This is a genomic window from Nostoc sp., assembly GCF_036917095.1.
Classification (GTDB): Bacteria; Cyanobacteriota; Cyanobacteriia; order Cyanobacteriales; family Nostocaceae; genus Nostoc.
Genome location: NZ_JBALFH010000044.1, coordinates 441,214 through 455,930 on the forward strand (window position 1 = coordinate 441,214; position 14,717 = coordinate 455,930).

A 14,717-nucleotide genomic window follows, 5' to 3' on the forward strand; every position below is an offset into this window, starting at 1 on the left:
AAGAGGCAGAGGGGCGGGGTGTTGCTCTTGCTGAGGGGAAAACTCTCCTTCCTTCCCCCCCTATCCAGTGTGAAATAACGGTAAAACCCCAAAGCTTTCTATTTTACGAAGATTTGGGGTTTTTGGCAATATCAGCAAAAACTCATCCAACTCAGAGCTAATTATATTAGGATGCAGAAGGCCGCGATCGTTTAAAATGGCATGACTTATTTAGAAACAGCAGCGCAATTCTACCGCGAAGTTGCCCAAACCCCGCAAGTTGGACTTTGTTGTGTGCAAAGTACACCCCTGCAACTACCAGGATTGAAAATTCCTTTGGCAATGCAGGAAATGAACTATGGTTGTGGCACCACTGTTCACCCCACCGAACTAGGAAACCAACCGACTGTGCTGTATGTCGGCGTTGGTGGCGGCTTAGAAGCGTTGCAATTCGCTTATTTTTCCCGCCATGCAGGCGCTGTAATTGCCGTTGAACCAGTTGGAGCTATGCGGGAAGCAGCCGCACGCAATCTGGAAATTGCTGCTCAAGAAAACCCGTGGTTTGACACCAGTTTTGTAGAAATCCGCGAAGGTGATGCTTTTAACTTACCCGTTGCAGATGCTACTGTCGATATTGTGGCGCAAAATTGCCTTTTCAACATCTTTGAACCAGAAGATTTAACCCGTGCTTTAAAAGAAGCTTATCGGGTATTAAAACCAGGCGGACGGTTGCAGATGAGCGATCCAATTGCCACTAGTCAAATTCCAGCACATCTCCAACAAGATGAACGATTGAGAGCCATGTGTTTATCAGGGGCACTCACCTATGAAGAGTATACTGAACGGATTACAAATGCTGGCTTTGGTCAAGTTGAAATTCGCGCCCGTCGTCCTTATCGTCTACTAGATTCCCAGACTTATAATTTAGAAAAACACCTACTTTTAGAAAGCCTGGATTCTGTTTCTTTTAAAGTTGCTATTCCAGAAGATGGTGCTTGTATCTTCACGGGAAAAACAGCAGTTTATGCTGGCTCGGAACCCTTCTTCGATGACTCAGCAGGCCATCTACTCCAGCTAGGTATTCCCGCAGCAGTGTGTGATAAAACTGCTGCTAAACTTGCGGCTATCAAGCCAGCAGAAATAATTGTCACCAATTCAACCTGGCACTATAGCGGTGGTGGTTGCTGTTAATTTATAAACCCCAAAATGTTGTTAATTAGTCTATTTATCGCCACGCTTTTTTTAGCATATTCCAATGGTGCAAATGACAACTTTAAAGGGGTAGCAACGTTGTTTAGTAGCCGAACAAGCAGCTATCAAACAGCAATTTTGTGGGCAACTTTTACAACTTTAGCTGGTGCGGTTGCTGCAACTTTTTTGGCCAGTACATTAATTAAAAACTTCTCTGGAAAAGGATTAGTGCCTGATGCGATCGCTAATACACCAGAGTTTCATCTGGCAGTTGCGATCGCAGCTGGTTTAACTGTGATCGTAGCTACCTTCATGGGGTTTCCCGTTTCCACAACTCACAGTTTAACAGGTGCGCTGGTTGGCGCTGGATTAGTTGCGATCGGACTCAAAGTTAATTTTGCAGCTTTGGAAACTTCGTTTATTTTGCCTCTATTACTCAGTCCAATCATTGCTATTCCTTTGGGAGCAGGAATTTATAGTTTATCTGGCTATATCAATTCAAAATGGAATCTATCAGTCAATCAGAAAATGATTGATACTTGCCATTTTCTCAGCGCTGGAGTTGTCAGTTTTGCTAGAGGATTAAATGATACGCCCAAGATTTTCTCACTCATTCTAGTTATTGAGTATTTTTCAATTCAGGGAGGAATGATCGCGATTGCGATCGCAATGGCACTTGGCGGTTTACTCAACTCCCAAAAAGTTGCAGTAACCATGAGTGAAAAGATTACCTCATTGAATCATCCTCAAGGCTTATCAGCAAATATAGTAACTGGAATTTTAGTCATTGCAGCTACTCAGTTTGGGCTTCCAGTTTCCACCACTCACGTTTCAGTTGGCTCTATTTTTGGAGTAGGCTTGACTGGCAAGAAACCCAATATGCGTGTTTTTTATCAGATACTATTATCGTGGATTTTAACTTTACCAACTGCTGCAATTATTAGTGCAATAACCTACAGATTATTGCAAGGTTAAAAAAATTGATTGAATATATTTCTGGGATGTTAAAGGAGTAGTAACTAATGCAAACTCAATCAAAAGTTACACTATCAACAGTCACTCCATTTAAAAACAAACTCAATTCCCCTTTGACAAAAAAGGGAATCACTGTTTTACAAGTTAATCTAGGTAAACGTTGTAACCTTGCTTGTACGCACTGTCATGTCGAAGCTGGGCCAAAACGTACAGAAGAACTTTCTCCTGAAGTTTGCGAACAATTGATTTCGCTAATCCATAAATTTCCCGAAATTAAAATTGTGGATTTGACTGGTGGCGCACCAGAAATGAATTATGGATTTAAGCCATTAGTAGAAGCAGCAAGAGCAACTGGTAAGCAGGTGATTGTTCGGTCTAATTTGACCATTTATTTTGAAGATGGATTTGGTGATTTACCAGAATACTTTGCTCAACACCAAATAAGAGTTGTAGCTTCCCTACCCTGTTACCTAGTAGATAATGTTGATAAAATGCGCGGTGCTGGTGTTTTTGATAGTTCAGTCAAAGCTTTACAGTGGCTTAACCAACTCGGCTATGGTAAAGAGCCAAATTTAATTTTGGACTTGGTATTTAATCCCCAGTTACCCACAAATGAAAAGTTTTCCTTAGCTCCCGAACAGACCAACCTAGAACGAGATTACAAAATGTTCTTACAAGAACATTTTAATATTGTGTTTAGCAACCTCTTCACTATTACCAATCTACCAGTTGGTAGAACCAAAATGCATTTAGAACGGAAAAAACTGTACGCCACATATTTGCAGTTTTTAGAGTCGCATTTTAATCCCAGCACAGTTGAACATTTGATGTGTCGCGACGAACTTTCAATTGACTATCTAGGCAATGTATATGATTGTGACTTTAACCAGATGATGAATTTACCTGCGAAAAATCGTAATGGTGAAACTTTGACAGTTAGCAAACTATTAGAAGGTGGCAGTTTAGACCTAATTAGTGAGATACAAACTGCTGCTTATTGCTATGGTTGTACTGCTGGATGTGGTTCTAGTTGTGGTGGTGCTTTGCTCTAAAGTTAGCTAAAGAATGAAGTTAGAAGCGATCGAATTTTGAACTCACCCTTCAGACTAACTTGTTTCCACCAAACGTCTACATCCAAAGCGGGTCAAAGGATTGTGATTTTCCACTGACTGGATAATAATATCCTTATGTCAGAAAAGGATAATTCTGTTAAAAATTACGTCACATATGCCTCACTAATAGTCAAATGCTTTACGATCGTACTTACTTAAGTCTCCTTACACCACACTAAAAAGCTGTGTGAATTGTTTAAATTTTCACGGCTTTTATTTTTTTACTGAAGATAAAACCAGCAAATCATTGAGCAATTAGCTCATGCACTTATTCATCACCTATTAACCCAAGCTTGATAAGCATTTTAGTTGATTGTTACAAGCATTACGCGATGTGCAACTTAATATTCTGAACTCTCTCCTGGATAGAGGCTTGGAATTTTAACCCTTGCCTATGAGCAAGCGAGGAGGGGCTATGATTCAAGTACATTAATTACTCCAAACTGCCAAAGCTTAAGCTTCCTTTTGCTGAAACTGGCTCAATAACCAAGCTCCAACTTCAGATTGATTTATTTCACGGCTACGGCGTAAAGCTTCTTCTAAAGTAGACATCGCCAGCCCAGGCAATACCTGTGATTCTTGAATACGTTTACTGCCTCGATCTGCGATCGCTGCTGTAAAAAAGCAAAACTATGATTTCCCCCCCTTTTTAAGGGGGGTTAGGGGGGATCAAACCCTGTATCTGCTCACACACACTATCAAACTGATTTAAAACTTGGCTATTTGTAAACCTGAGAATCTTTAAACCATGGCCCTCCAGAATATGAGTTCTCTCTATGTCATAATCTTGACCTCTATCTGTAAAATGACTATCCCCATCAATTTCTATCACTACTTTTAAAATGGGACAGTAGAAATCAACGATGAAATGATTAATCGTCCGTTGTTTTAAAACGCGAAATTGAAAAGTTCTCAGATATCCATACCAAAGCTTCTTTTCTGCTGGAGTCATGTTTTTGCGAAGTTCTTTTGCTCTTTCTACAAGCTTTGGATTGTAGGGTAGATGGAAATCGCTATTATTGAGGTTTTTGGTCATAGTTTCTAGATTTGATCCCCCCTGCCCCCCTTAAAAAGGGGGGTAATATATAGGTTATATTCGTACTTCCTTACCTTGTTTTACTTTGGCCAAGTGTAAGTATAACTAAAATTTTCATTCGCAGAGTAAAGCTGGTCATCGTAACAAGGACTTATTAGGCGTTAACTCGCTCTCAAAACGGCTGTAAACAACTTGGGTTGGATACCAAGAAGAAAACCAGTACAAATCTTGAATAACTTTGTAATAACTACTCCCATCTACTAACTCAAAGTGAACCAGACCTAAATTATTAAATCCAACTACTTCTCGCCCCTCCTGAACCCAACGAAATTTCCAAAACATCAGGGGTTGTAACCATTCCCATTTGGCATTTTCGGCTTGTTTCCAGGGAGCTATTAACGATGATATATCTGCTCCCAAGCGAGAAGTCTTAACACTGTTTCGAGGTATCCACTCCAATACACAATGCCACTCAGAGTTAGTCAGCATCTGGCGATTATGTTGTAATTGTTTATCGGAAATTTCTACCATATTGGGTGGATTAATCCAACCTATCCAATGTCGCACCTTTTCTGGTAGCAGCCAATGTTTTAATCGTGTATGAATAAGCCGCGTCAAAATCTCTTCATTCTTCAATGCACTAGCAGTTAATTGCACCAAGACAGACTGTAATTTGGAATGAGTCCGTGCGTAAGACAAGTGGGCAACAGAACTGTAGTGAATATCTCCTGATAGAATAACGACTTGTTGACGTTCCTCAAACAAAGTAGTTAGAAATTTCGCCAGTGCTTCAACATTAATGTTCCAGGCATCTCCAACATCCGTTGAAAAAACTTTCTCTTGTTGTAAGTGCCAATGGTGAATCCAATCAATCACTTGTAATCCAAATACATTGGTGGGCGCAATCACAAATGTATTTTGAATCTGAGTTTGTTCAACTATTTCTTGTAAAGGTAAAACTAGTTGTTGCTCAAAGGCTTTTGGGCACATCAGCATTGGCGGTGCAATTGGTTTTTGATCGGCTGGATAACCCCGCCAAGTGCGCGTATCCAGCACAATTACTTCATGGCAATCGCTTCTGACTATGTAATTCCAAGTCAGTGCTTCAGGATGTCGATCCAGAATGAACACTGAACCATCTCGGACTAAAATAGGTAAATCTGTGTGGGGATCGTAGGCTGGCATACCTACATAACGAGCGATCGCCTCATCAGCCTTGGCATCTCTCCCTTGGGAAGCTGACCAAGCTTGTGCTGCCGCTAACAGCTTTTCACCGGATTGACCTTCTGTAAATTGCTCGGGCGTATTGCCCCAGCTTTGAAATACCGTATAGCCTAACAAGGCATTTTGGACTATTCTTCTCCCCAAGGGACGCCCCAATACTCGCAAACACCAAGCTTGGTTTAGGTTCCAGTCATCACTAACATCATGGTCATCAAAGATGGTGTACATGGGAATATTGGCAAGGGCGCGACGCACTTTCCAAAGGGTATATATGAATTGGCGCAAATGCCGGACTTCTCGGTTCCACTTCTTGATAGCTTTGCTCCCGCGTGTTACTTGGTGTCCTTTGGGAAATGCGGACGGCCAACACACTGGCGACCAAGCTAGTAAATAACTAGCATAATATTCCCCAAGACTGAAAAGATGACTGGCAACTTTCTCAGCTTTATTATGTAATCCTGCTGTCAAGCCAGCTTGATTTGTCGCAACTTCAAATCGCTGTCCGGGGGGTAGCTGCTGGGGAGTGCAGTAGACTCCATTCACAGGAAGTTGTTCTTCCCAACCCAAGAGGGCATCGCCAAGAGTACTGGCAACCCACAACGAGGGTTCTGCTACATCGTCGCCGTAAATTTGATCGCCCGTGAGGAATAGCTGGTGAGGGCGGTGTTGGGGTTGATTCACTGATGCCTCAATCAGACAGTCCAGAATCGGCAGTGCATCAAACCCATGACCATGAGGTTTACGGCAGGAAGCATGGATAATTTGTAAATCTTGCAGCCGATTTGGCGGCAGCACAAAGGTTGGTTTTTGATGCTCAAAGTAGCTGATGCTGACTGGAGGAGAAGAGTTTGAGCATAAAGCTTGTTGTATTTGCAGGCTTTGGTCAGCGAGAGTGAATTGGAGATCGTATGCATAGATGCGGTTATTAGTTAAACGATCCCCCTCCATAGACCGAGCTGTTATAGCAGCAATGTGAAGATATTTGCCCAAAGCGACGGTAGAGCGTTGCCCCTCTAATAAGCAATTTCCCAGTGCTTTACCATCATTTGTTGTGCCATAAACCTTGAGTTCTACCTGACAAGACTGTTTCAGTGCCACCCATACCGTTACTGACTTCGGTTCAGTATGTTTTAGAATTGGCCCCGCCAAAATCAGCGGCAGTTCTTGTATAAACTCGCCTCCAGCTTGGTACTTCATTAAATTCAGACATCAATATCCCATCTGTTTCACTTTATCAGTCGATAGAGCAGTCGATTGTAGTCTAAATAATAAAGAATGGGCGAGATAATTTAAAGTTCTGAGCGGTGAAAGGCAGCGCTCAGAATTTTGTGCATCTTACAAGAATTATTCTTTTAATTTATTAATTCCCAGCGATACCTTCTTGACGCGCGGCTTGTTGTACAGCAGCAGCAACAGCAGTGACGACGCGCTCATCAAAGACTGAAGGTATAATATGTTCCCGATCCAAGTCTGAAGGCTTCACTAAAGAAGCGATCGCACTTGCAGCTTCTAGGTACATTGTGGTGGTAATTGCCTTTGCCCGACAATCTAAAGCACCACGGAATACCCCAGGAAAAGCTAAAACGTTATTGATTTGATTCGGGTAATCACTGCGACCGGTAGCGATCACAGCTACATCTTTACTGATTAATTCTGGCTGAATCTCTGGAATCGGATTTGCCATTGCAAACACAATTGGATCTTTCGCCATCGATTGCACCATTTCTGGTGTCAAAACTCCTGGTGCGCTGACTCCAATAAACACATCTGCCCCTTGCATTGCACCCGCTAATGTACCTTGAGCTTTCACAGCAAATTCGAGTTTTTCTTCTGTCAAATCGCTGCGACTGGTTGAGATAATCCCTTTAGAGTCGCACATCCAGATTTTTTCTGCCCCAGCTTTCCTCAGTAACCGAGCGATCGCTACTCCCGCCGCCCCAGCGCCATTAATCACGATGCGGATTTCCGCCATTGACTTATGTACCAGTTTCAGCGAATTAAATAATGCTGCCAAGGTGACAATCGCCGTACCGTGCTGGTCATCGTGAAAAACCGGGATATCTAACTCTTCGCGCAATCTTCTTTCAATTTCAAAGCAGCGAGGTGCAGCGATATCTTCTAAATTCACACCCCCAAAAACTGGCGCGATATTCTTGACTGTCTGGATAATTTCTTCTGTATCTTGGGTGGCCAGACAAATGGGAAAAGCATCTAGCCCCGCAAATTCCTTGAACAGCATTGCTTTGCCTTCCATAACTGGGAGAGCAGCAGCTGGGCCGAGATTTCCCAATCCCAAAACGGCGCTACCATCGGTAACAATAGCGACTGTGTTTTGTTTGATAGTTAATTTGTAAACTTCCTCTGGATCTTGAGCGATCGCTGTACAAATTCGACCGACTCCAGGCGTGTAAGCCATTGCTAAATCGGAAACACTCTTCAGGGGAATTCTGCTGGTAATGCTGATTTTGCCACCGCGATGCAAATTAAAGGTGCGATCGTAGACGCTGAGTAACTTGATGTCTGGCAATGCTTTGACTGCTTGCACGATGGTTTCAGCGTGTTCAGTACTAGCAGCATCCACAGTCAGATCGCGGGTAGACTCTTTGCGGGTTTGCTCGATTAAATCAATTTGACCGAGATTACCACCAGTGGTTGCGATCGCCTGGGTTATCGACGCTAACATTCCCACACGATTGGGAATCTGCAAGCGCAGTGTCAAACTAAAACTAGAATTTGGAGTTAGGTCTGCCATGTTGATTTTGGATTTTAAGTTTTAGATTTTATATTGAATTGAGACAAAAACTAAAATCTGAGCTTTATAGCCAGTGGAAACAATTTTTATTTATACCAATGCAGTTTACTAATATAAATGAGTAACAATTTAGTAATTGTACCGAAATACACCAGATATTTTTTTAAAATTTTGTCTGTGTAAATATTTGATATTTTCAAAGCACTTGTATTAAGTTTTACTAACCAGCCGTTCAACAAAATCCGTGTGTTCTTTTGAATTTAACCCTTGTTGCAGCACTGCTAAAACTGTCGTCATGTCTCCTGTAATCAGTGAGGTGACAGCTAACCACAAACCTGGAAATACCCTACTTTTAATCACACCATCTGCGTCTGCGACAAGTGGCAAATATTCACCGTTTTGCAAACAGAACCAGTCGAGTTTATTTTCTAAAGTTTGCCAGACGATATATTCTTGTACTCCGTTACGACGGTAGGCGCGTTTTTTGTCGTATAAATCAATAGATGCACTACTGGCTGCTACTTCCGCTACTAATTCCGGTGCGCCTTCTATGTAATCATCTTCACTGATTTGTGCCTGTCCCCTAGTTGGTTTATCTATTAACAGCAAAACATCAGGCTGTGGTTCATTATCTAAATCTAAGCGCACGGTAGCATTATCGCCTAGTTCTACGCTTGGGGTGGAAACTTTGTAATTCCCTAACCAGATAATTAAGTTTCCATTAGGTAAACCATGACTTCTAAAACGCAGTGGTGATGCCACGTAGACGACTCCTTCAATTAATTCTGCTTTTTTATTAGGCATTGCTGTATAGCGCCGCTCAAATTCGTGGCGGGTTAAGCGATCGCCACTTTCTAAAGGAGGGATAAAAGCGCTATTATTTAAGCCATGTTCCACAAAAGCCGCCATTACCTAATTCCTCATCCGCAGGAGTTGTAGCTTGAATTTAACATAGTGGAGCGCAAGGTTTTAAACAAGACCCCAATATGGCATCTAGGCCTTTTCGATGCAAATTTAGCGTTAATCTCAAGGCTTACCAAATAGCAGCTAGAATCAATCTCTCTGGTTTAAGCTTCTATAACTCGGTAAACTAAGTACAACATTTCATTAATTCGTAGCGAATCCTCTGCGTACCTCTGCGCTTACCTTTGCGCCCCTACCCTACGGGAAGGCGTTCGCGTAGCGTCTCGTAGAGAAGCGCCTATGCGTTTAAATTTCAACCCTCAATTCTCTATGAATTTACGCAAAGCTGTACTAAGCGATCGCCATATAATAATTAGGATAAAATCTCAATAAGCTACAAAAATGACCCTGTTTCTTTCAGCTAGAGAAGCTTGTCGGCAACAGCAAAATACTACTCCAACCTCTGAACCTACAAAAACCAACTCATATAATACTGGGTATTTAGCAGTGTTGGACGATCCAAAACAGCAAAGTCGGGGTTATGAATATGTAATGGCTTTCCCCACAGGGATTAACTTGTTAGTAGAACAATTTGACTTAGCCGAGGATTTAATTCTTGAGACAAATTGTTATAACCTTCCCTTTATGGAATTTAGTTTTGCAGTTATCGGAGATGATGAGTCAGAAATGATACCTGCTGGACAAAATTTTATCGCAACTTATTTTGATTTGGATCGGGAAATTCCTGGTAGTGGACTTTATTGGCGAGGAGGACAACGCATTCTACTAGTAGAAGTTGGAATCAACCCCCAACAATTTTTTTGCAGACATGAAGTTAGTGGCTTAGACTTTTTACCCAAATCACTCCAGTTATATCTAGAGACTGACAATATATCCTTTCTCAACTACTTCCGTATGGGGCAAACTACACCTGAAATGCAAATTATTTTGCATCAAATAGTTAATTGTCCTTTCCAAGGTTTAATTAAAGAAATTTACTTGCAAGCGAAATGCTTAGAATTAATGGCGCTGAAGTTGGAACCCGACACAGCAGGAGAACGGGAACTGATGCGATCGCGCATTTTACGAGGAGATGATATTAACCGACTTTACCACGCCAGAGAAATTTTAATCCGCGATTTTGACAATCCCCCCTCATTACTAGAATTGGCGCGACAAGTAGGTTTGAACGATTACAAGCTCAAAATCGGCTTCCGTCAGGTTTTTAACACAACAGTATTTGGCTATTTGTATGCTCACCGGATGGAGAAAGCCAGAAAACTACTTATGAGTCAACAAATGACCATAAAACAGATAGCTAAGATCGTGGGTTACGAATGTCCTAGTCGCTTCGCTGTGGCTTTTAAAAAGCGCTTTGGCATTCAACCAAGTCAATACTTAAATAGATTTCTGGTTGCCAAAAACACCTAAAAAAATCCGTTTCAGCATATACATTGATAAGATTTTTTGCTACGAATTCCCCTATGCTGTTGATAATAAATCCTAAATAAAGATTGCTGTAATCTGGGATACTAAGGTGTGTGGGGAGATAAATGAGCAAGCGAATATTTAAAATCTTCAGTTGCAGACTGGAGTGGCTGTCGATACTTTTAACAGTTTTGGTGGTTCAGCCTGCGAAAGCGGAAGATATTCCCATATCTGATTCATTGGTTAATCGGCTTCGCCCTGCGAAATTAGTGCAAGAAGCTACTAAACCAGATGAAGTAACTCGCAAGATTAAGCAACTAAGTGAGGTAGAACCTGCTATTAGCAGCGCCGAAATGTTACTGGTACAGTCGCCAGCATCAAACACGCCCCAAACTGAAGTTGTGCAAGTTACTTCAGTTAAGGCAAATCCCACTGCCAAAGGTCTGGAGATTATTTTACAGACTACCAAAGGCGAACAGTTGCAACTAGTCAATCAGAGTGCTGGTAGCAATTTCATCACTGACATTCCCAATGCCCAACTGCGCTTACCGAGTGGCGATGCATTCACATTCCGCTCTGAAAAACCAATTGCGGGTGTAACAGAGATAACAGTTACTAACTTTGATGCCAATACTATCCGAGTGACAGTGATTGGTGAGGGGAGTGTACCAACAGTCGAGTTGTTTGATAGTCCGAATGAGGGTCTGATCTTCTCTGTGACTAGTGCAGCATCGTTGGCGCAACAACAACCGCAAACTCAACCAACTCCTGAACAACAAAAGCCAGAGAATCAAGCACAGCCAAAACCATCAGCTGCGGGTGATGAACCAATAGAGTTGGTAGTAACGGGCGAACAAGACGGATATAGTGTACCAGATAGTACAACTGCGACAAAAACTGATACTCCTCAACGTGACATTCCGCAGTCAATTCAAGTTATCCCCCAACAAGTCATCAAGGATCAGCAAATCACGCGGATTAGCGATGCTGTACGTAATGTCAGTGGCGTGACTCCGCAAGGGGGGTATGCTGGGGCTACAGATAATTACAACATTCGGGGATTTACAACCTATGACAACTTGAGAAATGGTTTTTCCGCTCAGGATAACTTTGTGAATCCCACCAACATTGAGCGGATCGAAGTTCTCAAAGGCCCGGCTTCAGTGCTATATGGACAGTTTGAGCCGGGAGGTGTGGTGAATTACATTACTAAACAACCACTCAGCGAGCCTTACTACTCTGCTGAATTTACAGCCGGAAGTTTTAGCACTTATCGGCCTTCCATTGATATTTCCGGGCCGCTTAATTCAGACAAAACGTTGCTGTACCGTCTGAATGCTGCATACGAGAACTCTGGTAGTTTTATCGATTTTGGTAATCAGGAAGTATTGGCGATCGCACCAGCACTGAGCTACAAAATTGGTGATGCGACAACATTGACGCTGGAGTATGAATATCTCAAACTCGATCGCACCTATTATGATGGTCTTCCGCCCGATCCAAGCGTTTTTAAAGCTCCTATCAGTCGTTTTCTGGGGGAACCAGGCGATCGTTTCTCCAAAGAGACACACTCTGTATTTTTGAACCTCAATCATCGCTTCAGTGAAAACATCCGGCTTCGCAGTGGCTTTTCCGTTACGCTTGATGATTCTGAAGAGTCAGAGTTTCGCCCGAATAGCATTGATGCAGATGGTACCGTGCAGCGAAGGTTTGCTGCTGGCCCTGGTTATTTACAAAACTACTCTCTGCAAAACGATCTAATCGGTAATTTCAGTACGGGTTCCATCCAACATCAAGTTCTTGCGGGGTTGGAGTGGAATAAATATATCTATGGCTACGATTATCTGCGAAGTTCTACTTCAGTGACTCCCAGTATTGATTTATTCAATCCTGTGTATGGCGCTTCCCCGCCAGGAGAGTTTGATGAGGCCGCATCAAGGGATCGTTTTGAACGCAATACGATCGCTCTTTATCTGCAAGATCAAGTGACGTTGCTGCCAAATGTAAAACTATTGGTGGGCGGCAGGTATGACTTTATTCATCGCAAAAATCGCTCTCAATTGCTGGATTCTTTCGGTAGAGAACCGATTGATGATGCTACAGTTGAACGACTTTATGATGAGGCATTTTCCCCTCGCGTTGGCATTGTTTATCAGCCTTTACCGCCAATTTCTATTTACGCTAGCTACAGCCGCTCGTTTAATCCTAGTTCTTCGCAGACAGTAGATAGAACTCAACTGCCACCAGAACGCGGCACTCAGTATGAAGTGGGAATCAAAACGGAACTGATTAAAGACAGGCTATCCGCTACCTTTGCCGCCTATGACATTACTAAGGAAAATGTTGCTACAACCGATCCTGGTAACTCTGACTATTCCATCCCGATAGGAGAGGTGAAAAGTCGCGGTTTGGAATTTGACCTTTCTGGGCAGATTCTACCAGGCTGGAATGTGATTGCATCCTACTTCGTCAACGACGCATTTGTAAGTGTAGGTGACGAAAATAATCCTGTAGGTGAATCTCTTGTAAATGCTCCCGGTACTGGTGGTAGTCTGTGGACGAGCTATGAAATTCAAAGCGGTGGTATGAGAGGATTAGGGTTTGGTGGGGGAGTATTTTACACGGGCGATCGCGAAGCCACACTTCCCAACACGTTCAAAATCCCCTCTTACGTCCGCGCTGATGCCACCATTTTTTACAAACGCGATAACTGGCGGTTTGGACTCAACTTTAAGAATCTTTTTAATACTCAGTATTACGATTCTCAGGGCTACTATCTGCGTCCTGGTGCGCCGTTGACTGTTTTAGGGACAGTTTCTGTGGAGTTTTGACCCACCCTAACCTTCACCGATGCTCGCACTTCAGCAGTGTAATTCTTCCCCCAATGCATCGGCAGGATACAAGGGGGTAAAAAATCTAACTTGCTTTGGTGGGAATTATGAACCGAAAAAAAATACACGATATCGTTTTTTACCTACATCAATATATCGGTTTTATTGTTGGATTGGTGCTGGTTATCGTTGGCTTGACAGGTAGCCTGTTAGTTTTTGAGCAAGATTTCGATCGTTTTATGATTACTCAACAGTATGGACAGATTACTCCCCAACAGGTGCAGTTATCCCCAGAGTCTGTGCTGAATACAATTGAGGCGAAGTATGCTGCGCGAAGCGATCTCCATCTTTTTCGGATTTATTTACCAGATACTTCTTCTTCTCCCTACGTGGGGCAGTTGTCATCAACTGATGAGCAAAGGATAGAGGTTTTTGTCAACCCTTATACAGGCAAAATTATCGGTGAGCGTGCATCGGATAACACTCTAATAGGTATTCTCCTGAAACTGCACTACAGCCTAATGGCAGGCGAAACCGGAACTATGTTTGTTGGCATTGCTGCCTTTCTGATGTGTATCCTCACCATCACAGGTTTAGTTCTCTGGCCCGGTTGGCGTAAGCTAATTACCGGCTTCAAAATCAAGTTTGATGCTCATCCCAAGCGGGTGAACTTTGACATTCACAAAGTGGCTGGCATTGTCAGTGTGGTTTTTTTATTCTTTACTGGCTTTACGGGCTTTTGCTGGAATTTCTACGATTTGACTGAACCAATCATTTACGCTGTTACATTCACCCCAAAACCATCTGAGCTAGTATCCAGGCCAATTCCTGGTAAATCGGCTTTCGGACTGACAGAACAATTGAAAATTGCCGATGCTGCCTTACCTGGTGCTGTTACTAAAAGCATTTACTTGCCTGGTAAACCAGAAGATGCTTTACAAATTCGCATGAAGCTACCGCAGGAGAGTTCAGATTACGGTGATAGTAATGTTTATCTTGACCAGTACAGTGGTAAGGTTTTGCGAGTTGATAATGCTTTAAAGATGCCGTTGGGCGATCGCGTCCTCAACTCCTTTACTCCTCTGCATTACGGTACTTTTGGTGGCTTACCTACTCGCATACTCTATATGTTTGTCGGACTTACACCGTTGATTTTATTCGTTACTGGCTTTGTGATGTGGAAACATCGCTATAGAACAAAATCTCCTACAGGATTTATTAAACGCTCTGTTTTAAAATAATCACAACAAAAAAGCGCCCCCCATTTCTGGAGGGTGCTTTTTATT

At 42.5% G+C, this 14,717-nt stretch carries 10 protein-coding genes; 6 read left to right on the forward strand and 4 right to left on the reverse strand.

Annotated elements, in window-relative coordinates; all coding sequences use genetic code 11:
- The first annotated feature begins 201 nt into the window (after positions 1-201).
- From arsM to arsS, 3 genes are read left to right on the forward strand one after another with little or no spacing between them, the layout of a single operon-like run.
- Positions 202-1,170 (forward strand): arsenosugar biosynthesis arsenite methyltransferase ArsM, encoded by a 969-nt coding sequence (arsM, locus tag V7L01_RS26490; RefSeq protein ID WP_335040091.1) that lies wholly within the window; start codon positions 202-204, stop codon positions 1,168-1,170.
- A gap of 15 nt (positions 1,171-1,185) precedes the next feature.
- Entirely contained in the window at positions 1,186-2,145 is a 960-nt protein-coding gene (locus tag V7L01_RS26495) for an inorganic phosphate transporter (RefSeq protein ID WP_335040094.1), read from the forward strand.
- 47 nt (positions 2,146-2,192) lie between these two features.
- On the forward strand, positions 2,193-3,197 hold the full coding sequence (gene arsS, locus V7L01_RS26500; protein WP_335040096.1) for an arsenosugar biosynthesis radical SAM (seleno)protein ArsS: 1,005 nt from the start codon (positions 2,193-2,195) through the stop codon (positions 3,195-3,197).
- Between the two features lie 709 nt (positions 3,198-3,906).
- Here the strand turns inward: arsS and V7L01_RS26505 are convergent.
- The 4 genes from V7L01_RS26505 to V7L01_RS26520 form a co-directional block, all read right to left on the reverse strand.
- Positions 3,907-4,293, reverse strand: coding sequence for an endonuclease domain-containing protein (locus V7L01_RS26505; RefSeq protein ID WP_335040099.1), 387 nt, complete (start codon positions 4,291-4,293; stop codon positions 3,907-3,909).
- Between the two features lie 135 nt (positions 4,294-4,428).
- Positions 4,429-6,714 (reverse strand): PhoD-like phosphatase, encoded by a 2,286-nt coding sequence (locus tag V7L01_RS26510; protein WP_335040101.1) that lies wholly within the window; start codon positions 6,712-6,714, stop codon positions 4,429-4,431.
- A gap of 163 nt (positions 6,715-6,877) precedes the next feature.
- Complete coding sequence (locus tag V7L01_RS26515; RefSeq protein WP_335040103.1) at positions 6,878-8,269, reverse strand: malic enzyme-like NAD(P)-binding protein; 1,392 nt, start codon at positions 8,267-8,269, stop codon at positions 6,878-6,880.
- 210 nt (positions 8,270-8,479) lie between these two features.
- Positions 8,480-9,178, reverse strand: coding sequence for a Uma2 family endonuclease (locus V7L01_RS26520; protein WP_335040105.1), 699 nt, complete (start codon positions 9,176-9,178; stop codon positions 8,480-8,482).
- Positions 9,179-9,574: 396 nt separating this feature from the next.
- Here V7L01_RS26520 and V7L01_RS26525 point away from each other — a divergent pair, with 396 nt between their 5' ends.
- The 3 genes from V7L01_RS26525 (at position 9,575) to V7L01_RS26535 (ending at position 14,672) form a co-directional block, all read left to right on the forward strand.
- Positions 9,575-10,603, forward strand: coding sequence for a helix-turn-helix transcriptional regulator (locus V7L01_RS26525; protein ID WP_335040107.1), 1,029 nt, complete (start codon positions 9,575-9,577; stop codon positions 10,601-10,603).
- Positions 10,604-10,725: 122 nt separating this feature from the next.
- A complete protein-coding gene (locus V7L01_RS26530; RefSeq protein ID WP_335040109.1) occupies positions 10,726-13,431 on the forward strand; it encodes a TonB-dependent siderophore receptor in 2,706 nt (901 codons plus the stop codon).
- 107 nt (positions 13,432-13,538) lie between these two features.
- Positions 13,539-14,672 carry a PepSY-associated TM helix domain-containing protein gene (locus V7L01_RS26535; protein WP_335040111.1) on the forward strand — a complete coding sequence of 378 codons (1,134 nt, stop codon included), beginning with the start codon at positions 13,539-13,541 and terminating at the stop codon, positions 14,670-14,672.
- Positions 14,673-14,717: the final 45 nt, after the last annotated feature.